Annotated in this window: 26 protein-coding genes, 4 tRNA genes and 1 riboswitch; of the genes, 17 read left to right on the forward strand and 13 right to left on the reverse strand. The window is 57.3% G+C overall.

Translation table 11 applies throughout. The features are described 5' to 3' along the window. Positions 1 to 25: 25 nt before the first annotated feature. Positions 26 to 517 (reverse strand): leucine-responsive transcriptional regulator Lrp, encoded by a 492-nt coding sequence (lrp, locus tag AB5Y73_RS02890; protein ID WP_005300047.1) that lies wholly within the window; start codon positions 515 to 517, stop codon positions 26 to 28. 150 nt (positions 518 to 667) lie between these two features. Here lrp and ald point away from each other — a divergent pair, with 150 nt between their 5' ends. The 3 genes from ald (at position 668) to AB5Y73_RS02905 (ending at position 4,229) form a co-directional block, all read left to right on the forward strand. Next, entirely contained in the window at positions 668 to 1,783 is a 1,116-nt protein-coding gene (gene ald, locus AB5Y73_RS02895; protein WP_005337098.1) for an alanine dehydrogenase, read from the forward strand. A 185-nt stretch (positions 1,784 to 1,968) separates the two neighbouring features. Next, the gene (gene trxB, locus AB5Y73_RS02900) at positions 1,969 to 2,919 is read left to right on the forward strand and encodes a thioredoxin-disulfide reductase (protein ID WP_118853937.1); all 951 of its coding nucleotides are present in this window, start codon (positions 1,969 to 1,971) and stop codon (positions 2,917 to 2,919) included. Positions 2,920 to 2,981: 62 nt separating this feature from the next. Then, positions 2,982 to 4,229 carry a diguanylate cyclase gene (locus AB5Y73_RS02905; protein WP_019445529.1) on the forward strand — a complete coding sequence of 416 codons (1,248 nt, stop codon included), beginning with the start codon at positions 2,982 to 2,984 and terminating at the stop codon, positions 4,227 to 4,229. Positions 4,230 to 4,337: 108 nt separating this feature from the next. Here the strand turns inward: AB5Y73_RS02905 and AB5Y73_RS02910 are convergent, their stop codons facing one another. Next, the gene (locus AB5Y73_RS02910) at positions 4,338 to 4,808 is read right to left on the reverse strand and encodes a glycine zipper 2TM domain-containing protein (RefSeq protein WP_005337104.1); all 471 of its coding nucleotides are present in this window, start codon (positions 4,806 to 4,808) and stop codon (positions 4,338 to 4,340) included. A 19-nt stretch (positions 4,809 to 4,827) separates the two neighbouring features. On the opposite strand from AB5Y73_RS02910, the gene aat reads away from it, so the two are divergent. The 3 genes from aat (at position 4,828) to infA (ending at position 6,535) form a co-directional block, all read left to right on the forward strand. Beyond that, positions 4,828 to 5,535: a leucyl/phenylalanyl-tRNA--protein transferase gene (gene aat, locus AB5Y73_RS02915; protein ID WP_019445527.1), complete on the forward strand. Its 708-nt coding sequence runs from the start codon at positions 4,828 to 4,830 to the stop codon at positions 5,533 to 5,535. Beyond that, positions 5,532 to 6,248 carry an arginyltransferase gene (locus tag AB5Y73_RS02920; RefSeq protein ID WP_005337108.1) on the forward strand — a complete coding sequence of 239 codons (717 nt, stop codon included), beginning with the start codon at positions 5,532 to 5,534 and terminating at the stop codon, positions 6,246 to 6,248. Before aat ends, AB5Y73_RS02920 begins: the two co-directional genes overlap by 4 nt. Positions 6,249 to 6,316: 68 nt before the next feature. Then, on the forward strand, positions 6,317 to 6,535 hold the full coding sequence (infA, locus tag AB5Y73_RS02925; protein WP_005300033.1) for a translation initiation factor IF-1: 219 nt from the start codon (positions 6,317 to 6,319) through the stop codon (positions 6,533 to 6,535). Between the two features lie 68 nt (positions 6,536 to 6,603). Here infA and clpA read toward each other — a convergent pair whose 3' ends face one another. Continuing rightward, positions 6,604 to 8,859 (reverse strand): ATP-dependent Clp protease ATP-binding subunit ClpA, encoded by a 2,256-nt coding sequence (clpA, locus tag AB5Y73_RS02930; protein ID WP_005337110.1) that lies wholly within the window; start codon positions 8,857 to 8,859, stop codon positions 6,604 to 6,606. Positions 8,860 to 8,918: 59 nt separating this feature from the next. Continuing rightward, complete coding sequence (gene clpS, locus AB5Y73_RS02935; RefSeq protein WP_005337111.1) at positions 8,919 to 9,236, reverse strand: ATP-dependent Clp protease adapter ClpS; 318 nt, start codon at positions 9,234 to 9,236, stop codon at positions 8,919 to 8,921. A 229-nt stretch (positions 9,237 to 9,465) separates the two neighbouring features. Here clpS and cspD point away from each other — a divergent pair, with 229 nt between their 5' ends. Further along, positions 9,466 to 9,684 carry a cold shock-like protein CspD gene (cspD, locus tag AB5Y73_RS02940; RefSeq protein WP_005300025.1) on the forward strand — a complete coding sequence of 73 codons (219 nt, stop codon included), beginning with the start codon at positions 9,466 to 9,468 and terminating at the stop codon, positions 9,682 to 9,684. A gap of 117 nt (positions 9,685 to 9,801) precedes the next feature. Here the strand turns inward: cspD and folD are convergent, their stop codons facing one another. Next, a complete protein-coding gene (gene folD, locus AB5Y73_RS02945) occupies positions 9,802 to 10,656 on the reverse strand; it encodes a bifunctional methylenetetrahydrofolate dehydrogenase/methenyltetrahydrofolate cyclohydrolase FolD (RefSeq protein WP_005337113.1) in 855 nt (284 codons plus the stop codon). Between the two features lie 213 nt (positions 10,657 to 10,869). Between folD and AB5Y73_RS02950 the strand changes: the two genes are divergently transcribed. The 8 genes from AB5Y73_RS02950 (at position 10,870) to AB5Y73_RS02985 (ending at position 17,235) form a co-directional block, all read left to right on the forward strand. Next, positions 10,870 to 10,946, forward strand: a tRNA-Pro gene (locus AB5Y73_RS02950). A gap of 37 nt (positions 10,947 to 10,983) precedes the next feature. After that, positions 10,984 to 11,060 (forward strand) — tRNA-Arg (locus tag AB5Y73_RS02955). Between the two features lie 52 nt (positions 11,061 to 11,112). Beyond that, a tRNA-His gene (locus tag AB5Y73_RS02960) sits at positions 11,113 to 11,188 on the forward strand. A gap of 316 nt (positions 11,189 to 11,504) precedes the next feature. Continuing rightward, complete coding sequence (gene rstA, locus AB5Y73_RS02965) at positions 11,505 to 12,215, forward strand: two-component system response regulator RstA (protein ID WP_021230547.1); 711 nt, start codon at positions 11,505 to 11,507, stop codon at positions 12,213 to 12,215. A 21-nt stretch (positions 12,216 to 12,236) separates the two neighbouring features. Further along, positions 12,237 to 13,562: a two-component system sensor histidine kinase RstB gene (gene rstB / locus AB5Y73_RS02970; protein ID WP_118853938.1), complete on the forward strand. Its 1,326-nt coding sequence runs from the start codon at positions 12,237 to 12,239 to the stop codon at positions 13,560 to 13,562. Positions 13,563 to 13,616: 54 nt separating this feature from the next. Next, complete coding sequence (locus AB5Y73_RS02975; protein ID WP_005337116.1) at positions 13,617 to 13,799, forward strand: hypothetical protein; 183 nt, start codon at positions 13,617 to 13,619, stop codon at positions 13,797 to 13,799. 152 nt (positions 13,800 to 13,951) lie between these two features. Then, positions 13,952 to 16,501, forward strand: a complete 2,550-nt coding sequence (gene mprF, locus AB5Y73_RS02980; protein WP_118853939.1) for a bifunctional lysylphosphatidylglycerol flippase/synthetase MprF — start codon at positions 13,952 to 13,954, stop codon at positions 16,499 to 16,501. An 11-nt stretch (positions 16,502 to 16,512) separates the two neighbouring features. After that, positions 16,513 to 17,235, forward strand: a complete 723-nt coding sequence (locus AB5Y73_RS02985) for an AcvB/VirJ family lysyl-phosphatidylglycerol hydrolase (RefSeq protein ID WP_118853940.1) — start codon at positions 16,513 to 16,515, stop codon at positions 17,233 to 17,235. Positions 17,236 to 17,526: 291 nt separating this feature from the next. Here the strand turns inward: AB5Y73_RS02985 and AB5Y73_RS02990 are convergent. Together AB5Y73_RS02990 and AB5Y73_RS02995 are read right to left on the reverse strand one after the other, a co-directional pair. Beyond that, positions 17,527 to 17,614 (reverse strand) — tRNA-Ser (locus tag AB5Y73_RS02990). Positions 17,615 to 17,748: 134 nt separating this feature from the next. Then, the gene (locus tag AB5Y73_RS02995) at positions 17,749 to 18,204 is read right to left on the reverse strand and encodes a YbjN domain-containing protein (RefSeq protein ID WP_005337119.1); all 456 of its coding nucleotides are present in this window, start codon (positions 18,202 to 18,204) and stop codon (positions 17,749 to 17,751) included. 158 nt (positions 18,205 to 18,362) lie between these two features. Here AB5Y73_RS02995 and AB5Y73_RS03000 point away from each other — a divergent pair, with 158 nt between their 5' ends. Further along, a complete protein-coding gene (locus tag AB5Y73_RS03000) occupies positions 18,363 to 19,700 on the forward strand; it encodes a flavohemoglobin expression-modulating QEGLA motif protein (RefSeq protein WP_118853971.1) in 1,338 nt (445 codons plus the stop codon). Between the two features lie 80 nt (positions 19,701 to 19,780). On the opposite strand, the gene AB5Y73_RS03005 is transcribed toward AB5Y73_RS03000, so the two are convergent. Together AB5Y73_RS03005 and AB5Y73_RS03010 are read right to left on the reverse strand one after the other, a co-directional pair. Continuing rightward, complete coding sequence (locus tag AB5Y73_RS03005) at positions 19,781 to 20,362, reverse strand: thymidine kinase (protein WP_118853972.1); 582 nt, start codon at positions 20,360 to 20,362, stop codon at positions 19,781 to 19,783. 91 nt (positions 20,363 to 20,453) lie between these two features. Beyond that, entirely contained in the window at positions 20,454 to 22,034 is a 1,581-nt protein-coding gene (locus AB5Y73_RS03010) for a Na+/H+ antiporter NhaC family protein (RefSeq protein WP_118853973.1), read from the reverse strand. Between the two features lie 88 nt (positions 22,035 to 22,122). After that, positions 22,123 to 22,294: riboswitch (Lysine riboswitch) on the reverse strand. Positions 22,295 to 22,596: 302 nt separating this feature from the next. Between AB5Y73_RS03010 and AB5Y73_RS03015 the strand changes: the two genes are divergently transcribed. Continuing rightward, positions 22,597 to 23,001: an H-NS family nucleoid-associated regulatory protein gene (locus tag AB5Y73_RS03015; RefSeq protein ID WP_118853974.1), complete on the forward strand. Its 405-nt coding sequence runs from the start codon at positions 22,597 to 22,599 to the stop codon at positions 22,999 to 23,001. Between the two features lie 69 nt (positions 23,002 to 23,070). Here the strand turns inward: AB5Y73_RS03015 and AB5Y73_RS03020 are convergent, their stop codons facing one another. The 4 genes from AB5Y73_RS03020 to queC all read right to left on the reverse strand — a co-directional run bounded on the left by AB5Y73_RS03020 (position 23,071) and on the right by queC (position 25,315). Beyond that, positions 23,071 to 23,646, reverse strand: coding sequence for a cob(I)yrinic acid a,c-diamide adenosyltransferase (locus tag AB5Y73_RS03020; protein ID WP_118853975.1), 576 nt, complete (start codon positions 23,644 to 23,646; stop codon positions 23,071 to 23,073). Then, positions 23,643 to 23,873, reverse strand: coding sequence for a DUF3820 family protein (locus tag AB5Y73_RS03025; RefSeq protein ID WP_005337126.1), 231 nt, complete (start codon positions 23,871 to 23,873; stop codon positions 23,643 to 23,645). Before AB5Y73_RS03025 ends, AB5Y73_RS03020 begins: the two co-directional genes overlap by 4 nt. Before the next feature lies 1 nt (position 23,874). Then, positions 23,875 to 24,546, reverse strand: coding sequence for a 7-carboxy-7-deazaguanine synthase QueE (gene queE, locus AB5Y73_RS03030; protein ID WP_162895364.1), 672 nt, complete (start codon positions 24,544 to 24,546; stop codon positions 23,875 to 23,877). Positions 24,547 to 24,607: 61 nt separating this feature from the next. Beyond that, positions 24,608 to 25,315, reverse strand: coding sequence for a 7-cyano-7-deazaguanine synthase QueC (gene queC, locus AB5Y73_RS03035; protein WP_042013218.1), 708 nt, complete (start codon positions 25,313 to 25,315; stop codon positions 24,608 to 24,610). Between the last annotated feature and the right edge of the window lie 16 nt (positions 25,316 to 25,331).

Raw genomic sequence — 25,331 nt, forward strand, 5'->3', positions numbered from 1 at the left:
AAAAGATACCACGGCATAACCTGCTTTATCGGGTGCTGATCACCAGACGACTGCTCTGCTTGACCTCTTCCATCACCACATAGGTGCGGGTGTCATTGACACCGGGCAGACGCAGCAGGGTTTCCCCCAACAGACGGCGGTAAGCCGACATGTCGCTGACTCGGGTCTTGAGCAGATAGTCGAAGTCACCGGAAACCAGATGACACTCCTGGATCTCTTCGAGTACCTGAACAGCCTTGTTGAACTGTTCAAACACATCAGGCGCCCCGCGATTGAGGGTTATCTCTACAAACACCAGCAGAGATGCGTCCAGATAATGAGGGTTCAGAATAGCGGCATATCCTTCGATATAACCTTGTCGCTCGAGGCGACGAACCCGTTCCAGACACGGTGTAGGACTCAGGCCAACTCGCTTGGACAACTCAACATTCGAAATCCTGCCATCCTTTTGCAGTTCATTCAGAATGTTGCGGTCAATCCTGTCCAAATCCTTTAGCCGACTCTTAGCTTCCATCATTTTATTCCATCCTTTGGCTATTTTTTGGTAAGAATCACCAGTCATTTTATAATTATGGTCACAAATCCTGTCAATACCTGAATATACTAGGCGCAAATGTTGGTTAACATTTTGGCAACATGAAACACCAATCTATAGACGAGGGATAGCATGATTATCGGTGTACCTAAAGAGATAAAAAACCATGAATACCGCGTAGGCATGGTTCCGGCCAGTGTACGTGAACTGACAGCACGAAACCATACTGTTTTCGTCCAAAGCGGTGCCGGAAACGGCATTGGCTTCAGCGATGCAGATTATATCGCTGTTGGAGCCGAAATTTTGGCCTCTGCAGCAGAGGTTTTCGCCAAAGCCGAGATGATCGTCAAGGTCAAGGAACCTCAGCCTGTCGAATGTGCCATGCTGCGTCCGGGTCAGACCCTGTTCACCTATCTGCATCTGGCGCCAGACTTGCCCCAGACCGAAGCCCTGCTGAAAAGCGGTGCCATCTGTATCGCCTATGAAACCGTCACCGACGGCCGTGGCGGCCTGCCCCTGCTGGCCCCCATGTCAGAAGTGGCCGGACGCATGTCTATTCAGGCGGGTGCCCAGGCGCTGGAAAAATCGCGCGGTGGTAGCGGTGTGCTGCTCGGCGGCGTACCCGGTGTCGAACCGGCCAAGGTGGTGATCATCGGCGGCGGCGTGGTCGGCTCCAATGCAGCCCGCATGGCCATTGGCCTGCGCGCAGATGTGACCATCCTCGACAACAACGTCGATACCCTGCGTCGTCTCGATAACGAGTTCCAGGGAGCGGCCAAGGTGGTTTACTCCAACAGCGAGACGCTGGAGCGTCATCTGCTGGCGGCCGATCTGGTCATCGGCGGCGTGCTGGTGCCGGGTGCCACTGCGCCAAAACTTGTCCGCCGTGACCACATTGCGCGCATGAAGCCGGGTTCTGCTATCGTCGATGTGGCCATCGATCAGGGCGGCTGTGTGGAAACCTCCCACGCCACCACCCACCAGGATCCGACCTATATTGTCGATGAGGTGGTGCACTACTGTGTCGCCAACATGCCGGGGGCGGTGGCCCGCACCTCAACCGTGGCGCTCAACAATGCCACCCTCCCCTTTATTATTAAGCTGGCCCAGCAGGGGTATCGTCAGGCACTGCTGAGCGACCCCAACCTGTTGCACGGGCTCAACGTGATGGAGGGCAAGCTCACCTGCAAGGAAGTGGCCGTGGCACATGGTCTTGCCTACACGGATCCCCTGACCCTGCTGAACTGATCTGCGCTGGCCTGCGCCAGTTGGAGATGAGTGAAAATCCGCCCGCGATGGGCGGTTTTTTTATTCCTTTATTTTGCATGTCACCCCTTGTGAACACGATTAGTGCAATCGACTCACCAGCCTTTGACCCCGGATCACGAATTACCTACAATCGCGCAAACTCATCACATCCCGGAAATGACATCATGAGCCAAGTCACTCACAGCAAATTGCTGATCTTAGGGTCAGGCCCGGCCGGTTACACCGCGGCCGTCTACGCCGCCCGCGCCAACCTCAATCCCCTGCTCATCACCGGCATGCAGCAAGGGGGTCAGCTGACCACCACCACCGAAGTGGAAAACTGGCCAGGTGATCCGGAAGGCCTGACCGGCCCTGCCCTGATGGAGCGCATGAAAGAGCATGCAGAGAAGTTCGATACCCGCATCCTGTTTGATCATATCAACAGTGTCGAACTGACTCAGCGCCCGTTCCGCCTCAAAGGGGACAACGGCGAGTACACCTGCGATGCCCTGATCATCGCGACCGGCGCCTCCGCCAAGTATCTGGGTTTGCCCTCCGAAGAAGCCTTCAAGGGGCGCGGCGTCTCTGCCTGTGCCACCTGTGACGGTTTCTTCTACCGCAATCAGGAAGTGGCCGTGATTGGCGGCGGCAACACCGCTGTTGAAGAAGCCTTGTATCTGGCCAACATCGCCAAGAAGGTGCACCTGATCCACCGCCGCGACGAGTTCCGTGCCGAGAAGATCCTGATCAAGCGTCTGCACGACAAGGTCGCGAGCGGCAATATCGTGCTGCACACCCACCATACTCTGGACGAAGTGCTGGGGGATCAGATGGGGGTCACCGGTGTGCGCCTGCGCAACACTCAGGACAACAGCACCAGCGAGCTGCCGCTGATGGGGGTCTTCATCGCCATCGGCCATCAGCCCAATACCCAGATCTTCGATGGCCAGCTGGAGATGCAAAACGGCTATCTGAAGGTACGCGGCGGCCTCGACGGTTTTGCCACCCAGACCAGCATTGAAGGTGTCTTCGCTGCCGGCGATGTGGCCGACCACAACTACCGTCAGGCGATCACCTCTGCCGGTACCGGCTGCATGGCAGCCCTCGATGCCGAACGCTACCTCGACGCGCAATAAACAAGCGCAGATGTGATATAAGGCATACCAGTCGGTATGCCTTTTTTATTTAAAGGAGTCTAATGAAACAGAAGATATTGATTGTCGAAGATAGCCTGACCATCCGCCGTATGCTGACTCAGGCCATTGCCCAGCAAACTGGCCTCGAGATTGACGCCTTCGATACCCTAGAAGGCGCCCGTCACTGTCGGGGAGAGGAGTATGTGGTCGCGCTGGTGGACTTGACCTTGCCGGATGCGCCCCGTGGCGAAGCGGTCAACGAGCTGCTGGCTCGAGGTTTGCCGGTGGTGATCCTCACTGCCGACATCAGCGAGGATAAACGTGCCGCCTGGCTGGAAACCGGCGTGCTGGACTATGTGATGAAGGATTCGCGCCACTCGCTGCAATATGCCGTTAGTCTGGTGCACCGCCTCTATCTCAACCAGTCCATCGAAGTGCTGGTGGTCGACGACTCACGCACCTCCCGTCACCGCACCATGGCCCAGTTGCGCAAGCAGTTGTTGCAGGTGCATGAGGCCAGTCATGCCCGTGAAGCGATGGCGATGCTGGAGCAACACCCGGACATCCGGCTGGCACTGGTCGACTACTATATGCCGGATATCGATGGCATCAGTCTGGTGCGGATGCTGAGAGAGCGATACAGCAAGCAGCAGCTCGCGATTATCGGGATCTCGGTCTCGGACAAACGCGGTCTCTCTGCTCGCTACCTCAAGCAAGGCGCCAACGACTTTCTCAACCAGCCGTTCGAGCCGGAAGAGCTGCAGTGTCGGGTCAGCCACAATCTGGAGGCCCTCGAGCAGTTCAACAGCATTCAGGAGTCAGCCAATCGTGATTACCTGACCGGTCTCTACAACCGACGTTACTGGTTCAACGAAGGGCAAAAATGGTTTGAAGAGCATCAGCGCCAGCAGACACCTCTTGCACTCTGTGTGCTCGATGTGGATCACTTCAAGCAGGTCAACGATCACTGGGGCCATGCCATCGGCGATCAACTGCTCTGCCATCTGACCCGGCTACTGACCCAGTTCTTCCCCGATGCCATGATCGCCCGGTTTGGCGGAGAGGAGTTTGCCATGATGGTGCCTCACTGTACCGTCCCTGTGTTGATCAAGCGTCTTGAAGGGCTGCGTCAGCAGCTGCGCCAGCAACCCCTGTCACCGGAAACCCCGCTCTTTGTTCGCGCCAGTTACGGCGTGATCAGCGTCGGGCGGATATCCATGGACGAGGCGCTGAGCGTAGCGGATCGGCTGCTCTATCAGGCAAAGAACACCGGTCGCGACAAGATAGTCTCTCAAGAGATAACTATCTGAATCCTCAGGGCATCAGTCCCGTGTATTACCGCCCGACAGACTTTCCGACAGGAGAGTCTGCGGGTTCCTTTCCTGCCACAGTCTCCCCATCACCATGACTATCGAAAGTCAGTAAGTCTTGTCGACCCGCACCCCATCATCGAAGTAGAGAATGCGCACCTTGTCTCCATTGGCAAAGACCATGGCGGGATCATAATCCTGGATCACGTTGATAAGGGCATTTTGCTCGTTGCGGATCAGCAGCTCCACCAGCTTGTTTTCCACCACGGTTCCCCCGGACTGGTATTGCTGCGCAGCCGCAGCTCCCGCCAGCGCCCCGACGGCGGTGGCGATTTCACGACCATGACCGCCACCAAACTGGTTGCCCAGCAGACCGCCCAACACGGCACCACCCAGCGTCTTCCAGCCAGAGTGCTCGGACTCCAGGATCTGGCGCTGGGTAATATTGCGCACCGTTTCGACCTGACCAAACACCACCTGATTGACCGGCCGCGCGGTATTGCGCTGGTAGACCTCCGCCCCGGCGGGCGCCGTGACAAAGCAGAGCAAGCTGGATACTATCAGGATAATGGCCTTCATCTATGAACCTCGTTGCCTTATGTCTCGCTATCTTACCCAACTGGATGATGAGCTTTGCTGGTTTCCCGACCCCAGCCATGCGCTGGAAGAGCCCAACGGCTTGCTGGCGATCGGCGGGGATCTCTCCCCTGCCAGATTGCTGGCAGCTTACCACAAGGGGATCTTCCCGTGGAATGAACCCCACCAACCGACCCTGTGGTGGTCACCGGATCCCCGCGGAGTGATCCGCCCAGACCAACTCCATGTGGGACGGACACTGCAGAAGATTATCCGCCGTACCCCATTCGATATTTCCGTCAATCGCGCCTTTAATGAAGTCATTACCGCCTGCGCCGCCCCTCGTCGCACTGCCGATGGCACCTGGATCAGCCAACCCATGATCGAGGCCTACCAGCAGTTGCACCGGCTGGGTCATGCCCACTCTATCGAGATCTGGCAAGAGGGAGAGCTGCAAGCGGGACTGTATGGCCTCTCTATCGGCCGACTGTTTTGCGGTGAATCCATGTTCAGCCGGATTGATAACGGCGCCAAACTTGCCATGGTGGCACTCTGTCGCCACTTCGCCCGCCATCGCGGCGCTCTCATCGATTGCCAGATGCAAAACCCGTTTCTGGCGACCCTGGGTATCGAGGAGTGGCCAAGGGCCCGTTTTCTGGCCGAACTGGCACGCCTTGGCCATCAACCACTATTGGCTTCCTGCTGGCAAGAGGGGGAGATCAGCCTATGACTGAAGAAGTGATCCTAAAAGTAGGGCTGACTCCCAAGCATCCCTGCAGTTATCTGGACCATGAACAGGAGCAGCTGCTGGTGCTGATGGATCACAATCTGCTCAACGCCAACGGCTACGAGAGATTGTTGACTGCCGGTTTTCGCCGCAGTGGCAACGACATCTATCGCCCCCACTGCCCGGCGTGCCATGCCTGCCAGTCCCTTCGTATTCACAGCGAACGCTTTCGTCCCAGCCGCGGCCAGAAGCGGATCCGCCAGCTCAACAGGGATATCGAGATCGTCCTGAGCTATGATGACAAACCCGAGTATTACCTGCTCTACGAACGCTATATCCGCGAACGCCATCACGATGGCAGCATGTATCCCCCCAACCGCAGCCAGTATCGCGGGTTTCTCCATTGTGACTGGATGCCGCCACTCTATTTGGAAATGCGCAAGGAGGGCCGTCTTATCGGCGTGGCCACCACAGACCTGCTACCCCACTCCTTGAGCGCTATGTACACCTTCTTCGATCCGGATTATGCCGATCGCTCCCTGGGCACCTTTGCCATCCTCTGCCAGCTCGATCTGGCCAAGCGAACAGGGCGAAGCTGGCTCTATCTTGGCTATCTGGTAGAGGCGTGTCGCAAGATGAATTACAAACGCAATTACCTCCCTCATGAGCTGTTAATTCAGGGGGAATGGAAAAATATCGACACCAAGCCCGAGTAAACTTTACACATAGCCTTAAATCCGGCATGATCCAGCGGTTTTTTGTTGTGGCTTATCAAGAGGATTCAATGGCTAAAGAAGACAGTATTGAGATGCAGGGCACTATTCTCGAAACCCTGCCCAATACCATGTTCCGTGTGGAACTGGAGAATGGTCACGTGGTTATCGCTCATATTTCAGGCAAGATGCGCAAAAACTACATTCGTATCCTGACTGGAGACAAAGTAACGGTAGCACTGACTCCCTACGATCTCTCCAAGGGACGTATTGTTTTCCGCTCTCGCTAAGCCAGGAATTCAGCAAAAAACCCCAACCTTTCGGTTGGGGTTTTTTGTCGTTTTCTGATCACTGACGCTTAGTGGGAAACAGCTTCAACATTGACCTGAAAATCAAAGCTGAGGCTGTCATTTACCAACTCAACCTTCACAATTCCCCCGTCAACCAGTGAACCGAACAGGATCTCGTTGGCCAGGGGTTTCTTGAGGTGCTCCTGGATTACCCGCCCCATCGGTCTGGCGCCCATGGCTCTGTCATATCCCTTCTCTGCCAACCAGTGGCGGGCACGCTCGGACACCTCGAGAGAAACTCCCTTCGCATCCAGTTGAACCTGCAATTCGACAATGAACTTGTCGACCACCTGATGGATCACCGTCATATCGAGATGGTTGAACCAGATGGTGTGATCAAGCCGGTTACGGAACTCCGGACTGAAGGTCTTGTTGATCACCGCCATGGCATCGTGGCTCAAATCCTGTTGCTGGAAGCCAATCGATTTGCGTTGGGTCTCCTGCACACCGGCGTTGGTAGTCATGACCAAAATCACGTTGCGGAAATCCGCCTTGCGCCCGTTGTTGTCGGTCAGGGTGCCGTTGTCCATCACCTGCAACAGCAGATTGAATACGTCCGGGTGAGCTTTCTCAATTTCGTCAAGCAACACAACGGAATGAGGATGCTTGATCACCGCATCAGTCAGCAGACCACCCTGCTCAAAACCAACATAGCCGGGAGGCGCACCAATCAGACGTGAGACGGTGTGACGCTCCATGTACTCGGACATATCAAAGCGCAGCATCTCGACACCCAATGCCTTGCCCAACTGCTGGGTCACCTCTGTTTTACCAACACCGGTAGGACCGGCAAAGAGGAAGCAACCAACCGGGCGACGCTCGTTACCCAAACCTGAACGAGAGAGGCGAATCGCATCGGTCAGCACCTCGATGGCTTTATCCTGACCAAAGACCACCATCTTCAGATTGCGTTCCAAGTTCTTCAGTACTTCTTTATCTGAAGAGGAGACTGATTTTTCCGGAATGCGGGCGATCTTGGCTACGATGGACTCAATTTCCTGCACATTGATCACTTTCTTGCGCTTGCTCGCCGGCAGTAACCGTTGACCGGCACCCGCCTCGTCGATCACATCGATCGCCTTGTCGGGTAGGTGACGATCATTGATGTACTTGGCGGAGAGCTCGGCAGCTGCACGGATCGCCTTGGCGGTATAGCGTACACCGTGGTGGGCTTCGTAGCGACTCTTGAGCCCCATCAGGATGCGAGTGGTGTCATCGATAGTCGGCTCGACAATATCGATCTTCTGGAAGCGACGGGCCAGCGCACGGTCTTTCTCGAAGATCTGGGCGTACTCCTGATAAGTGGTGGATCCCACACAGCGGAGCAAACCATTGGAGAGCAGCGGCTTGATCAGGTTGGCCGCATCCAGCTGACCACCGGATGCCGCACCGGCACCAATGATGGTATGGATCTCGTCGATAAAGAGAATAGCCCCTTCCTGACGCTCAATCTGCTTGAGCAGTACCTTGAGGCGCTTCTCGAAATCACCACGGTATTTGGTGCCCGCCAGCAGAGAACCCATATCCAGCGAATAGATGGTACTGCCCGCAATCACCTCGGGGACATCCCCCTTGACGATGCGATAGGCCAACCCTTCAGCAATGGCGGTTTTCCCCACACCCGCTTCACCCACCAGCAGCGGGTTGTTCTTGCGACGACGGCAGAGCACCTGAATGGTACGGTTGAGCTCCTGATCACGGCCAATCAGCGGATCGATGCGCCCTTCCAGCACCAGCTGGTTCAGGTTGGTGGCAAAGCTCTCGATCTGTGCGGCCGATACATCATCATCAGACTCGGGATTGTTATTGCTGCCGAGATCCGGCTTGCTGTCCTTGCGCACACCGTGGGAGAGGAAATTGACGACGTCGAGACGGCTGATCTCGGCTTTTTTCAGGAAATAGGCAGCTTGTGACTCCTGCTCACTGAAGATAGCGACCAGCACGTTGGCGCCGCTGACTTCGGTATTGCCGGAGGATTGCACATGGAAGACGGCACGCTGCAACACGCGCTGGAAGCCCAGTGTCGGCTGGGTTTCACGATCTTCATCGTCGCGCGGTATGAGCGGAGTAGTTTGGGTGATAAATGCGCGGATCTCCTTGCGCATCTGCTCGACATCGGCACCACAGGAGCTCAGCGCCTCATGGGCTGAACTGTTATCCAGAAGGGCTAACAACAGGTGCTCGACGGTCATGAATTCGTGGCGCTCGTCACGGGCCAGTTTGAAAGCCTCGTTCAGCGTCTTTTCTAGATCTTTATTCAACATAGGCACCTCCCCTAGTACAGCTACAATGTGGTGTCACACTCGCCATCAAGTCATCAGATTCAAGCCTTTTCCATAGTACAGAGCAGTGGATGTTCGTTGTTACGTGCATAGGTGTTGACCTGGACAACCTTGGTTTCGGCGATCTCTGCGGTAAACATGCCGCAGACACCCTTACCACTATAATGCACACTCAGCATGACCTGAGTCGCCTTGTCCAAATCCATACCAAAGAACTTTTGCAGCACCTCCACCACGAACTCCATCGGGGTGTAGTCATCGTTGTTCAACACAACTTTATACATGGGTGGCGGCTGCAGCTTTGTTTTCTCTGCTTCTGCAATCTCTTCATTAGCAAAGAGTTCTTTCTGCTTGCTCATAATCGCGCTTTGGTACCTCTAGATTACTACCGTCTAACACAAGGTTGTCAATAGACTTGTTAACCAGATCACATCAGCTGTTAACAACTTCTTGACTCGCTCAAAAGTTAGACTAGATTGGTTACTTGCTAATCTGTGCCCGTCTGCTATGGGCCCATGTCCCTAGTTATAAAGGGCTGGCGCAGGTTACTCAACGACTTCTGGGTAATCAATAAAAGGATGTAGAAGTATGGCAACCGGCACAGTTAAGTGGTTTAACAACGCAAAAGGATTTGGGTTTATCTGTCCGGAAGGGGGCGGTGAGGATATATTCGCTCACTACTCCACGATTCAAATGGAGGGCTACAAGACCCTGAAAGCGGGTCAGGCTGTCAATTTTGAACTGCAACAGGGGCCAAAAGGAAATCACGCCTCTGTGATTGTGCCAAACGAAGCACAAAATATGTAAATAACACCCGTTGGATAAATAAAAAACCGGTTCCTCTCTGAGCAACCGGTTTTTTATTGTCAGATTTCTGGCGAATCCTGCCTCCTCACAGGATCACAGGGTTATCACCAGCCATGATCAGTCGTGATATTCACTGCAGGCGATCAGGGTATTTTCCATCAGGCTGGCGACCGTCATCGGGCCCACGCCACCGGGTACCGGGGTAATGAAGGAGGCATGGCTGCGCGCCGTCTCAAACTCTACATCCCCGACCAGCGAGCCATCAGCCAGACGGTTGATGCCCACATCGATCACCAGTGCCCCCGGTTTGATCCACTCCCCTGGGATGAAGTTGGGCTTGCCGACTGCGACAACCAGCAGATCGGCACGGCGAACCTGCTCTTCCAGATCCCGGGTAAAGCGGTGACAGGTCGTAGTTGTGCAGCCCGCCAGCAACAATTCGAGGGTCATGGGACGCCCCACTATGTTGGACGCTCCCACCACGACAGCATGCAGACCGTGCGTCTTCACGCCGGTGGTCTCGATCAGCGTCATGATCCCTTTCGGAGTGCAGGGGCGCAGCGCCGGAATACGTTGGGCCAGACGGCCGACGTTATACGGGTGGAATCCATCTACATCCTTGTCAGGCTGGATCCGCTCCAGCACCTGAGTGGTATCAAAGTGATCCGGCAACGGCAACTGAACCAGAATGCCATCTACGTGGCTATCCGCATTCAACTGGTCGATCAGCGCCAGCAGCTCTTCCTGACTGGCGGTTGCACTCAGATCATAGGAGCGGGAGAGAAACCCCACCTCCTCACATGCCCGGCGTTTGCTGCCGACATAGACCTGAGAGGCGGGATCCGCCCCCACCAGAATGACTGCCAGCCCTGGAGCCCGTTTCCCTGCCGCCAACCGCTGTTGGACTTGCGCCGCGACCTGGCTGCGAATCGTTTGCGCAACCTGTTTTCCATCTATGATTTTGGCAGACATCGTTCTCCACTCACCATGTGTTCAACTGCCGCGCATTGTCGCATTTTTTTAGCCGGGATGTTAGCGGCAGACGCACGCCATACCTGTAGCGGGTAATAAGTAGGCACTTGAATTTACTGGGGGAAAAAGTCGTTGACGCTGCCCCTTACGCTTGGCTATGATGCCCGCCCGTTGCCCAGTACGACTCATGTCGATATGCTGGTCAGGGATTTTCGGTGATTAGCGCAGTCCGGTAGCGCATCTGGTTTGGGACCAGAGGGTCAAAGGTTCGAATCCTTTATCACCGACCATGTTCATCGACTCGTCCTTAAGACGTGTTGATACAAAGCGCCCTTAGCTCAGTTGGATAGAGCAACGGCCTTCTAAGCCGTGGGTCGCAGGTTCGAATCCTGCAGGGCGCGCCATTGATGTTCCCCAATCCTTCTGGATTGGTGAGCGTTGATGAAGATTTCAGTGGTGGCTGTAGCTCAGTTGGTAGAGTCCCGGATTGTGATTCCGGTTGTCGTGGGTTCGAGCCCCATCAGCCACCCCATTATTCTGTCGATAATCGCCGCAAGGTGATGTCCATCGACTTGGTGCAGTGACTTCTGGTCTGCTCCGCGAAAAACCGGCATTGGCCGGTTTTTTTGTTTTTACGCCCGACAGCGCCTTGCCTTGTCTGCAAGGCCATCATCCTCCAGATCGATAAACGCGGCTCCGCCCATTTGTCACGATTCGCGCCTCCCCATCGATACACACAGCCACACTCCCCCACACATCAGCCTGCCCGGTTCTTTTTCTGTATTTCCCAAGCGCCATTGATATGCTGATCGCTCTTCTTTTCTCCTGCTTTCCGTTGGAGCTTTTCTATGCAACGCATTCTTTTTGTCGAAGATGATCCCGAGATTGGCCAGCTCATCAGCAGTTGGCTCGGTCGCCACGATATGGACGTGATCCTCGAGCCCAGAGGGGATATGGCGCTGGCCCGGGTCGAGGCCGAACAGCCCGATCTGGTGCTGCTCGATATCATGTTGCCGGGGCAGGATGGCATGTCCCTCTGTCGGGATCTGCGGCCGCGCTTCGACGGCCCCATCGTAATGCTCACCTCGCTGGATAGCGACATGAACCAGATCCTTAGTCTGGAGCTGGGCGCCAACGACTACATCCTCAAAACGACACCACCACCGGTGCTACTGGCCAGACTGAGGGTGCAATTTCGCCAGCACCAGCAAGCATCAACCCAACCGGCAGCCACCAGCAGCGTTCCCCAGCAACTGCAATTTGGTCGGCTGCGGGTGGATGGCCCGGGGCGAGATGTGCGACTCGATGGCGAGAGCATTGCTCTCTCGACCGCCGACTTTGATCTGCTGTGGGAGCTCGCCTGCCACGCGGGCCAAATCTTGAGTCGGGAAGCCCTCTTTCGCAGCTTGCGCGGCCGGGAGTACGACGGTCAGGATCGCAGCATGGATGTGGCCATCTCCCGCCTGCGCCGCAAACTGGGTGATAACCCCGACAACCCGACCCGGATCAAGACGGTGCGCCAGAAAGGCTACCTCTTCGTCCCCCACGCCTGGGAATAACCCTCTTTCGGGAGCACCGCCATGCGCCGTCTCTTTATCCAATTCTATCTGTTGCTGATCGGCTGCTTCACCCTGGCCATCCTGCTGGTTGGCGTGGTCTATCAGGTCACCGCCGAACGGGCGGGTGATCGCTATCTCGAACGCATGATGCAGGGCTCTCTTGGCCTGTTGACCGGCGAGTTGGCAAGAACCCCGCCAGAGCGCTGGCCCGATCGACTGGCCGAGCAGAGCAGTCAGTTTACCCTCCCCCTCAAGATCGGCGAGCTGGTGCGCCAGCCCCTGACCAGCGAGGATCAAGCCTTTCTGGCCGCTGGCAATATTGTCATCGTCGAGGAGGATGACACCTTCCTGCAGCGCATCCCCGATACCGACCGGGTGCTGATTGTCGGCCCTGTACCCTACCTCTCCTACCTGCACGAGCTGCACTGGGTCGATGTGGGGCTGCTGCTGGTGATCGGCCTATCCCTTGGCCTGCCCATCCTTCTGTGGTTGCGTCCCCACTGGCGCGGCTTGCAACAGTTGGAGCAAACCGCACGTCGCGTAGGCGATGGGGATCTCTCCTGCCGAACCAATCTGCCACCGGGCAGCAGTCTGGCCCGGGTGGGACGCACCTTCGATCAAATGGCGACCCAATTGCAGGCCATGATTGCCAGCCGCAAGCAACTGACCGATGCCATCGCCCACGAGTTGCGCACCCCGCTGGTCCGGTTGCGCTATCGGCTTGCCATGCTCGATCCTGCCCCTGCCGAGCAGGAGCAGCAGGCGCTGGAGCGAGATCTGGGAGCGCTGGACGCCCTGATCGAAGAGATGCTCACCTACGCTAAGCTGGATAGACCCGAGCTGCCGTTGCAGCGCGACGAGCTTGAACTCAGCCACTGGGCACAAGCGCATCTTGGCGACTGGCAAGCGCTGGCCCCCGAGAAGAGGCTCACCCTCGATCTGCCGCCACGTCACATGTCCTGGTGCGGCGATCAGCGTCTGCTGACGCGCGCGGTGGAGAACCTGATCGGCAATGCTCTGCGCTACGCCGAGAGCGAGGTCACCCTCTCCATCTCGCGGCTACAGGAGAACTATCTGCTGGAGGTGAGCGACGATGGGCCGGGGATCGATCCGGCGCTGGCGCCCCAGATCTTCGAACCGTTCGTGCGCCTTGATCAGAGCCGGGATCGTCGCACCGGCGGCACCGGGTTGGGACTGGCCATCGTGCGCAGCATTGCCCGTCATCACGGGGGGGATGTGGCGTTGCTGGCCAGTGACCACGGCGCCCGCGTCTGCCTCACCCTGCCTGTACATTTGGATACAAACCGTCACCAACCGCTCACTGAAGGGCCGCTGCAACCGTCATAGGATGACTGTCATGGAGAACGCTCCATAACATCAACCCGAATAAGGAAATTGAACATGAAAAAGATCATTCCCCTGACCCTGGCAGCCGTCTTCGCCCTCACCTCCGGTTTCACCATGGCGGCCACCCCGACCAAGACAGCCACACCGCAGGCGACCCAGACCAAAGTGGTGAAAAAACACCATAAAGCCACCCACGCCAAGACCCCTGCCGTCAAAGTCGCGCCGAAAACCAAGTGATCCAACTGGTCACTTGATAGCACCAAGGGAGGCTGACGCCTCCCTTTCCATCTCTTCCCGAAATTTTCCTGACGAGCGCCTCCCTCGTCCAAACCGGATCCACGACCCGGCTCCCCCTTTGCGGGAACGGTCAATGACCACAGGAACATGGCATGTGGCGTCATCTGCTTAAATGGCTCGGCCCCGTGTGCAGCTTGCTGCTGCTCGGCACCGCACTGACCGTGCTGTATCACCTGACCCAGACATGGCACTGGCACGATATTCGTGTGGCCATCTGGTCCCAACCCCTGCCGCGACTGGCGGGCGCCCTGTTGCTGACCCTGCTCAGTTATGGTTGTCTCTGCAGCTATGACATGCTGGCGCTCCATGCGCTGGGCAAGCGCCTTCCCTGGCAACAGGTCTGCATCACCTCCTTTATCGCCTACACCTTCTCCAACACCCTGGGATTTGCCCTACTGACCGGCACCTCGGTACGCTATCGGCTCTACTCAGCTCTCGGTCTGGCGACCGGTGAGGTAGCACGGGTGGTGCTGTTCTGCTCCATCGCCTTCTTCCTCGGCCTGCTGGCGTGGGGAGGTGGCGCCCTACTGACCTGCGATGTGTCACAGCTGCTGCCTGACTGGCCGCAGTGGGCAGATACCCTGCTCAGGCTGGCGGGCGTCATGGCTCTGCTGTTGGTGGCCAGCTACCTCTGCTGGCCTACACACCGTCTCTCCTGGCGGAAACACACCCTGACCCTGCCGGGCTTTCGGATACGTCTGTTGCAACTGTTGGTCGCGCTGGCCGACTGGATGGCCGCCGCCGCAGTGCTGTTTGTGCTGTTGCCTGCAGATAGCGTCCCCTACCCTGTGCTGCTCAGTGCCTTCGTGCTGGCCAGCTTCCTCGGGGTACTGGCCCACGTGCCGGGTGGGATCGGGGTGTTCGAAGCGAGCATGAGTCTGCTGCTGGCCCACTACCTGCCGGCCGACAAGCTGCTCGCCTCGCTGCTGCTCTACCGCTGCATCTATTACGTGCTGCCTTTCCTCTGCGCCCTGCTGCTCTTTACCAGTCAGGAGATGTTGCAGCAGAAGGCTCGCTGGCAGCGGTTGCAGGGGATCATGAGCGCCATTCAGGAGTTTCTGCCCGCCCTTATCAGCGTCGGCACCTTCGCCGCCGGTAGTCTGCTGCTCTGCTCGGGCATGATCCCGACCATGCGCAGCCACATCGAGGTGTGGCTGCAGGTGCTGCCGCTCCACTTGCTCGAGCTCTCCCACGTGCTCGGCAGCGTGAGCGGTATTCTCCTGATCCTGCTGGCGCGCAGCCTCTATCGCCGTCATGACGCCGCGTTTCGCATCACCCAGCTGCTGCTGGCACTGGGCATCGCCTTCTCCCTGCTCAAAGGGGGGGACTGGGAGTCAGCCCTGCTGCTCGGCAGCTTCCTCCTCATCATGACCCCCTGCCGCTCCCTCTTCTATCGCAAGGGGTCGCTGCTCTATCCCCAGTACACCCCGGGCTGGCTCATCTCGGTCGGCGCCGTGCTGCTGGGGGCGCTGTGGCTGCTGCTCTTCTCCTACCGTCAGGTGGAGTATGACCACGCCCTCTGGTTCCACTTCTCGCCCCACGGCGGGGCTGCCCGCGGCCTGCGCGCCATGGGGAGCGTGGTGGCCGTACTGGCCGTTGCCGGGGTTGCCCAGCTGCTTGCACCGCTGCGGGTAGTCGGTGAAAAGCCGGACAAGGAGGCGCTTGCTCACGCCCACGAACTGGTGGTGCGTGAAGGGGGGATCCACGGTTATCTGGCCCAGCTGCAGGACAAGTCCCTGCTGTTCCACCCCGCCGGCGACGCCTTCCTGATGTATGGCATTGAGGGCAACAGCTGGATTGTGATGGGGGATCCGGTCGGTCGCCCCGAGCAGATCGAAGAGCTGCTCTGGCAATTTCGCGAGCGGTGCGACGAACACGACGCCAATCCGGTCTTTTATCAGGTCTCGGCCCGTTATCTGCCGCTCTATCTGGAGTTGGGGCTGATCCCCTTCAAGCTTGGTGAAGAGGCGATAGTCGATCTGGCTACCTTCGATCTGGCGGGCAGCCGGCTGCGCAACCTGCGTCAGAGCCACGCCAAGGGCAAGCGGGAAGGGTTGACCTTCGAGGTGGTCGAGGCGAGCGCCGTGGCCCCCCTGCTGCCCAGATTGCAGACCGTCTCAGATACCTGGCTGCAGAGCAAGATGGGCAAGGAGAAGGGCTTCTCGGTCGGCCGTTTCGAGCCTGACTACCTGACCTTGAGCCCGGCTGCGCTGGTGTGGCACGAGGGGCAGATCGTCGGCTTTGCCAACCTCTGGGTGAGCGATAACAAGGAGATGCTCTCCATCGATCTGATGCGCTACAGCCTGGATACCGGTACTGCCCCCATCATGGATTTTCTCTTTGTCGAACTGCTGCTGTGGGGCAAAGCGCAGGGGTACGCCAGCTTCAATCTGGGGATGGCCCCCATGTCCGGCTTCAACGATCACCCGCTCAACAGCTACTGGGCCCGCCTTGGCAATACCCTGTTCGTCCGTGGCAGCCGCTTTTACAACTTCCAAGGGCTCAGACGCTACAAGGAGAAATTTTCGCCCCGCTGGGAACCCCGCTACCTGCTCTGCAGCAGCAAGCTGGTACTGCCCAGAACCCTGACTCACCTGATCACCCTGATTAGCCGCGGCCCGCTGGGGCTGATCAAGAAATAGGAGCATGGCCAATGAGAGCCTTGATTTTGCTGTTACTCAGTCTCGTACTGCCCGTTTCGTCTTTTGCGGCGCACGCCGCCCCGGTCAAGGATGACCTGAGCCTGATTGAGCTGCCGGTCAAGCAGCCATCCGACGCCCCCATGGTGGTGTTTCTCAGCGGCGATGGCGGATGGGCGGCCCTCGACAAGGGGTTGAGCGCCCAGTTTCAGCTGCACGGCATGCCGGTCGTGGGCTGGAGCTCCCTCACCTACTACTGGAAGAAGAAAACCCCGGAGCAGGTGACCGCCGATCTGGAGCGGATCCTCGATGATTACCAGACTCGTTGGCAGCGTCCCCGCTGGCTGCTGGTCGGCTTCTCGTTTGGTGCCGAGATTGTCCCCTTCGTCATCAACCGGTTGCCGGAGCACTATCGTCAGGGGCTGGTCGGGGCCGTGATGCTCTCCCCCTCCACCAGCTCGGATTTCGAGATCCACGTCAGCGACATGCTGACCCACAAGACACGTAGCTACCCGACCGAGCCGCAGGTGAAGACCATCCGCGATCTGCCGATGCTCTGCCTGCAAGGCGCCGATGACGATGACGGCGACCGCCTCTGCCCCCGTCTCAACCAACCCAACGTCACCAGCATCACCCTGCCGGGAGGACATCATTTTGACGATAACTACCCCCAGCTCTATCAGGCCATCACCAAGCATCTGAACCTGCTCCCGGATCCGCTGACTGTGGAACATTAACCCGTATCACCACGGAATGCCTTTTAAGTACCGAGCAGGGCAAATCAGCGAGCAATGAAAAGGGCCTCTCTTACGAGAGGCCCTTGTACTGAATCGGGCGGAAACTTTAAAAGGAGCGACCAATGGGCTGGCCGTGGCGTCAAGGTCACCGAGGCATTTCACTGCGATTGCCCAAACAGTTCAGCCAGATGCGCTATCAAGAACGAAGATTCGCATTCCTATGCCAGCAACCACGCGGGGATTGCGCCAGAAAGCAAAAAGCCCTGATGTTTCCATCAGGGCTTTGCAATTTGGCGGTGAGGGAGGGATTCGAACCCTCGATACGTTGCCGTATACACACTTTCCAGGCGTGCTCCTTCAGCCACTCGGACACCTCACCAAATTTTGGTCTGTGGTTTAACGTGTTCAGCCAACACGGCGTTCACTGCGCTGTTGCGCTGGAACGGGGCGTAATTTAGGGGAAAGCCCCGCCCGCGTCAACGGCTTTTTTCACCTGGCGAACCGTTCGAACACTTAATGCACAGATTCCGGTGCGACCTGGATTTCCGGCAGGTTGAGGAAGCCGGAACGTTCGCATTCGGCAACCAGTTCGTGGGTGGCAGCGATGGTGCTTTGCACGAACAGCAGGAACTGCTCGACGCTGAGTCCGGCCTTGGTAAAGACGGTGTGCCCGACCACCAGCCGCGGCAGGTTGTCATCGATGATATCGAGGAACACCTTGAGGGAGGGGTACTGCATATTGAGTCGGCCCAGTTCGGCAACCAGCGGCAGCATTGCGGAGGGGCGCACTTCCAGCTCGGAGGAGAACAGCAGGCCTTCCTCTTCCACGAAGATCCGGCTCTCCTGAATACCATCGACCGACTGCAAAGAGACAATGTGGATACCGTGACACTGGTCGCAGACATAGTGCTCGATACGAGCTTGTTGCAACCAACGCATTATCATTTCGGAGCTGGGGATATTCATCATTTCCACGACAAGATTGGGATCAAGGGGCGCAGTCTAAACCAATTTGCTATCAACAAAAAGCATGCCAACCCGATAACCCTGCGGCTCGCTTCTTTTTGGCAAGCGCTATGCATATACTCAGCCAAATCCACGATGACGCTTGCCCCACAGGGGGCCCCATGACTATCCAAGAAAAGTATCGCCTTCATCTGAAATCACTCTCGGATGAGCTGCTCACCCTGCAAAAACCCATCCGCATTCTGGATGCCATCAAATGGCCACGCCATCTGCAGGATCGCTTTCTGGCAAGCGGTGGCAGGGAGCTGCCCGCTATCGACAGGCACTTCTATGATGCCCTCCCCCTCGGCTTCGATCCGCGCAACAAGTATCTGGAGCTCAAGGAGCTGCGGGACCGGATCCGCAGAAAACTGGGGCCACAGGACGATCTTGGCCGGATCCTGCAAGAGACGGTCGATCAGTACATGGTGGTGATCGAGATGCTGCGCCAGCGCGGCCAACCCGATTTTCAGCGTTACAGCCAGCTGCTTTATGGCTCTGCCAGCGATCACCTGCGCGGGGATCGCAAGACTCTCAAGGAGCTGGGCGCCCGCCTGTGCGATATCTTCTCCCTGCCCGGCGCCCGCCATCTGGTGCGCCCCTACCCCAAGGAGTTCGAAGGAGAGGCCGCGGTCGCCAAACTGCAGGGCAAGCTGTCGAGCTACTTCAGTGACGGCACTGTGCAGGTGAAGCTGAGCGATGGGATTGTCTCCGATGCCGCTGCCGGTGGCGACTACATCAAGCTCAACTCCCACGCCCGTTTCTCCGAGCTGGACTTGCAGGTGCTGGAGGTACACGAGGGGTGGGTCCATGTCGGCACCACCCTCAACGGTCGCAAGCAGCCCTATGCCACCTGGCTGAGCGCCGGTTCACCGCGGATCACCGCCTGTCAGGAGGGGCTGGCTGTCCTGATAGAGACCCTCACTTTCAGCTCCTTTCCGGATCGGGCCAAGCGCATCTCCGATCGGGTGATGGCCATCGACATGGCCGAGCGCGGCGCCGATTTTATCGAGGTGTTTCAGCACTTCGTGCAGCAGGGCACCAGCGAGCACGACGCCTACAAGATCACCCAGCGGGTCTTTCGTGGCGGCATGGTGGACGGCGGCGCCTGCTTTACCAAGGATCTCTCCTACGTGCGTGGCTATGTGGAGACGGTCAACTTTATCCGCAGCGCCGTGCTGGAAGGGGTACCCGAGATCCTGCCGATGCTGTTTGTCGGCAAGGTGACACTGGATGACATTCCGGTGCTCTATCAGCACTATCTGGAGGGACTGATTTCCGCTCCCCGCTATTTGCCGCCGATGTTTCGCGATCTCACCGGCCTCTATGTCTGGTTTGGTTTTGCCTCCGGCATGTCACTGATCGATATCGGCCGGGTACAGCACCATTTTCGCCAGCTGTTTCAACGCCTGCCGGTGGCCGACCCCATCATTGCGCCGGTGGATATCGAGATCGACTGAACCACAGCGATACAAGTTGGGGAAAATAAAAAGGGCGCCAGATTGGCGCCCTGCTCGACGATTCAAATATCGCAGCCGAATTACTTGTAGGCCCGACCTTCGAGATAGTGTTTGCGACAGAGCGACACATAGCGATCGTTGCCACCGATCTCCACCTGTTCGCCATCACGCATCACCTGCCCCGCTTCATTGACCCGGGAGTTCATGTGAGCCTTGTTGCCACACCAGCAGATGCTCTTCAGCTCTTCAAACTTGTCGGCCAGACAGAGCAGATGGTAGGAGCCCGGGAACAGCTCGCCGCGAAAATCGGTCTTGAGGCCATAGGCCATCACCGGAATATCCTGCTCATCGACGATGCGGGCTAACTGGTAGACCTGCTCACGGGTCAGGAACTGGGCCTCGTCCACGATGAAAACATCGATAGGTTTCTTCGCATGGCGCGCTTTCACCATTTCAAACAGATCACAGCTGTCGCTGAACACGTCCACCTTCAGTTCAAGGCCTACTCGGGCACTGATCACCCCGACCCCGAAACGGTCATCGATGGCTGGCGTCATCGCCAGAGGATGCATGCCCCGCTCCAGATAGTTGAAGTGCGCCTGAATGAGCTGGGTGGATTTGCCTGAATTCATGGTGGCAAATTTGTAGTGCAGTGAAGCCATGATACTGTTCCGAAACTGAATTTATGGGGCGCATGCTAACCAAAGCCCCTGACAAAACCAAGGGGCCCGCGGGCCCCTTGCTCTATAAATGTTACGCGGTGGCCAACACTGGCCGCGCTTTGGCCTTTTTCAGGTGATAGCCGGTAAAGAGCACGAACCAGAGGGCACTGACACTGAAACCGGCCAGGCTGGAGTGCATCAAGCCCATCGCCAGGTAACCGATGGCCGCGCCGAAGGCGATGGCCAGTGCATAGGGCAGCTGGGTCATCACGTGATCGATGTGATGGCAACCGGCACCGGTAGCAGAGAGGATGCTGGTGCTGGAGATAGGTGAGCTGTGATCCCCGAACACCGAGCCAGCCAGTACCGCAGCCAGCATCGGCAGCATCAGGCTGATGTCGCTGGCGGCGGCCATGTCACCGGCCAGCGGCAGCATGATGCCGAAGGTACCCCAGCTGGTGCCGGTGGCAAACGCCATGGCACAGGAGAGGATAAAGACCACGGCAGGTAGCACTTCGATCGGCAGGTTGCCGTTAGCCAGCGAAGCCAGGTACTTACCGGTCTCCACGTCGCGCACCACGGCACCGATGGTCCAGGCAAACAGCAGGATGTTGATGGCCGGCAGCATGGCCATGACACCTTGCGGCGCGGCCTTGATCCAGTTTTTGGCACCCAGCTTCAGGCGCATGGCCAGACCGATGGAGACCACCAGACTGCACAGTGCACCGTAGACCAGCGAAGAGCCGACGTTGGTATTTTCGAACGAGCCGAGCACGCTGAAGGGCAGCCCTTTCTCGCTCAGCACCGCAGCACCGGAATCAATCATGAAATAGATGGTGGCAGCGGTCAGGGTCAGGATCGGCAGTACCATGTCGATCATGCCGCCGTTGCTATCCTCCGGGCTCTCCATATCCAGACCGATGGGGCGGCCCTTGGACTCATCCCACAGCTTGCCTTCCAGCGCCCACGCTTCGTGTTGACGCATCGGGCCGATGTCGAGTTGGAATGCAATCACCACCAGCACCATGATCAGGGTGAAGACGGCGTAGAGGTTCATCGGGATCATCTCGACAAACGCAGCGATGGGGCTCTGCTCGGTCAGACCGTGGGCCGCCATGATGCCGCCAACCAGGGCGATGATATAAGCCCCCCAGGAGGAGATGGGCATCAGCACGCAGACCGGCGCCGCGGTGGAGTCCAGCAGATAGGCCAATTTGGCACGGGAGATCTGGAAGCGGTCGGTCACCGGACGGCAGATGGCCCCCACCGACAGGCTGTGGAAGAAGTCATCGATAAAGAAGGCAAACACCATCATGCCAGTCAGGGCTTTGGCGCCCTTGCGGGTCTTGGCTCGACGCTCGGCCCACTCGGCAAAGGCACGGGTCGCCCCGGAGACGCTCATCAGGCTGATGAGGCCACCCAGCAGCAGCATAAACAGGATCATGTTGACATTGTCACGATTGAGCGCGCCATCGACCCAGAAGATCTTGAGCACGGTATTCAACATGTAATGCAGGGATTCGAGGGGTGAAAACTGATTGAGCAGCAAACTGCCGGTGACGATGCCCACACCAAGGGACAGCAGCACGCGGCGGGTCATGATCGCCAGCGCGACAGCCAACAGGGGGGGAAGAACGGACCAACCGGAGTCGGCGAAATGACTAATGTCCATGATCTCTTTGCACCTAAAGATTACAGGTGGAGATCTACCGAGAGGATCTAAAGAAACAAAACCTATGGGGAGGTCATACTCCTCAGCCCCTTCAGGTAGCGCTCCATAGTGGATGACTATGGCAGTCCTGCACCTATTAGATGCAGAACCAGCAGCCCGGTATGATGGCCTGGCCACTTCGGCGCTGACTCCTTTCCTTGTGCATCACAGGCATCACCCTCCGCACAAATACTCATAGGCAGCGCGCCTCTACTTAAAGGTATTCGCCGCACATTTTATCGAGATGGCAGCTTATAGCAAGTTTTTTGATTAAATAGTCACGATAAACATATCAAGGTCGAAAAATGGTAGTCAAATGATGCAACAACGCCAGCTTTGACGCTATTTTCACCTACTGCGGTTTCATTGGCATCCAATCTCCAAGCCTATTGCAGGCCATATTAAATATCTGTATTGATGTTCCCCACGGATATTATATTTAACCCGGCTTGACTTATTTAAATCGCCAAGCAAGAATCAGCTGGAACATAATATTTTTCTCTGACTCGACGTGGTAACTCCTATGAATGAATTTTTAAAGGTACTGCTTAATATCCGCAGTCTGCGTGCGACCTGCCGCGAACTTTCTCTGGAACAACTGGAAGAGGCACTGGAAAAACTCTCCGCGATCGTTGCTGAGCGTCAGCAGGATGAAGCTGCCGAGCGTCAGGCCCGTGAAGAGCATCTGCGGAAAATTAACGAATATAGCGAAATGCTGAAAGCCGCCGGTATTGACCCGGCAGAATTGGTAAGCGCTGTCGCTACCAACCCCGGCAAATCAGAAAAAGCCAAGCGGGCGCCACGTCCTGCCAAATATCGCTATCAGGATAATGGCGTAGAGAAAACCTGGACCGGCCAGGGCCGTATGCCTTCGGCTATTGCCAGCGCAGTGGCAACAGGCAAATCACTGGAAGACTTTGCTATCTGATCTCAATCTCGTTGCTAATAAAAAACCTCGCCAAGGCGAGGTTTTTTATTGCCGCTTAAATGTGACATATCAGATAGCCGATTGCGGGCGCTCTGCTGCCTTGACCCACAGCACTTCACGATCCCCTGCCACGCAGATGAGATAGCGGGCAACGGTAAAGAACCAGTCACTCATCCGGTTCAGATAGGGCAGCACCTCGGGATTGACCCGCTCTTCCCGGCTCAATGTCAGCAGCAAGCGCTCGCAATGACGCACCAGAGTACGCACCACATGTGCTTGCGCCGCGACACGGGAACCACCGGGCAATATAAATTGGCGCAGCGGCGGCAATGGCTCACTATAACGATCTATCTGCTGTTCAAGGCGAGTGGTCCAGGCGGCATTAACTTGCCAAATTGATTCATTCTGGGCGTCGCTGGAGAATGCCAACTCCCCCCCCAGATCAAACAACTCCTGTTGCAACAGCTGTAAATCAGCCAATAAGCAGAGCTCTTGCGACGGCACGTCACAAATCAGCAAGCCAATATGGGAGTTGAGCTCATCGATATAACCGTAGGTCTCGACCCGCAAATGATCCTTTGGCAATGGGATACCATCGGCCAGCCGGGTCATGCCCTTGTCGCCCTGCCTCGTATATATTCTCATACCGACATCCTGTTAATAATGGGAATAATCATGGATTCGAGTCCATTGAGTTTGATTTCGTAAGCCAACGCCAGCGTCTGGCCCAATTTACCCGCCGGAAAACCGCTGCGCGCCATCCACACCAGATAGGGCTCGGGAATATCGATGATACGCCGCCCCTGATATTTACCGTAAGGCATCTTGTTGGTCAGAGTCAGCAGCACCTGTTCGTCGGATAGCCAATCCATATTAATCAATATCCAGATATTTATGAGTCTGGATTGAGAGTCGCCAGTTACGCGCGATACAGGTATCCATCGCCAATTGGGTGGCCCGTGGTTTCTGGCTGATCGGCTGCAAGGCAATGACCACGTCCGGGCGCAGGGTAGCGGTAGCGAGTAGCGCATCCAGCTCTTCAATATGGTGCTCGGTGGCCACCGGATGCTTGATCTCGTTGGCCCGCTCCAGCGCCGAGACCAGCACAGGCAGCCCCCCTTTCATACCGATCTTGGGGGAGACTGTTACCCAGGTCTGCTCATGGGTCTTGATCTCGCTGGTGCCACTGGTTTCAATTTGCACCTGATAACCCGCCGCCAGCAGGGCTGACGAGAGTTCGTGCAGATCGTAGAGGCAGGGCTCGCCACCGGTGATCACCACATGGCGCGCCTGATAACCCAGATCGGTAAAGCTCTTGATAATCTGCGCGGTGCTGAGTTGGCTCCAGCAATCGGATTCGTTGGAACGATCCAGTACCGCCGTCTTACCCACTTCACGAGCCGGATCAACAACCCAGGTATGACGGGTATCGCACCAGGGGCAGCCCACCGGGCAACCCTGCAGGCGAACAAAGATGGCGGGCAGGCCGGTAAAGATGCCCTCCCCCTGGATGGTCTGGAAAATCTCGTTGATTGGGTAGTGCATCTCGATCACGGCTTGTTGCAAAAGTCGCGGATTATACCCCAAGCCACGGCAAGACGCAGGCTCACTCTGCGCTTTTCTCGCCCAGCCCGGTTTTCTCAAACAGTCTGGCCATGATGCCCGCCTTGTCGGCCAGATAGTTGTTTAGGCCGCGACTGCGCAGTTCACACGCAGGACACGTGCCGCAACCGTCACCGGCAATGCCGTTGTAGCAGGTCAGGGTCTGCTGGCGCACCGTGTCGAGGTGACCATAGTGATCCGCCAGTGCCCAGGTCTCGGCCTTGTCGAGCCACATCAGGGGAGTTTCAAAACGGATGCCGCGATCCAGCCCGAGCGACACCGCCTGATTGAGGGCCTTGACGAACTCGTCACGGCAATCGGGATAGCCGGAGAAGTCGGTCTCGCAGACACCGGTGATCACCGCTTCGGCGCCCACCTGATAGGCATAGATGGAAGCCAGGGTCAGGAACAGGATATTGCGACCCGGCACGAAGGTGTTGGGCAGGCCATTATCCTGCAGCTCGCAGCTGACCGGGATGTCGTCACGGGTCAGGGCAGAGACCGCCAGCTCATTGAGCAGCGTCACATCCATCACCTTGTGGGCGGCGATCCCCAGAGCACTGCCCAGACGACGCGCGGTGTCGATCTCTTCCCGATGGCGCTGGCCATAGTCGAAGGTGATGGCGTGCACTTCATCATACTGAGCCAATGCCTGTACCAGACAAGTGGTGCTGTCCTGACCGCCACTGAAAACCACGACTGCTTTTTTCATCTTGATAACTCCTTCA

Source organism: Aeromonas sp. s7(2024), from assembly GCF_040907825.1.
Lineage (GTDB): Bacteria > Pseudomonadota > Gammaproteobacteria > Enterobacterales > Aeromonadaceae > Aeromonas > Aeromonas veronii.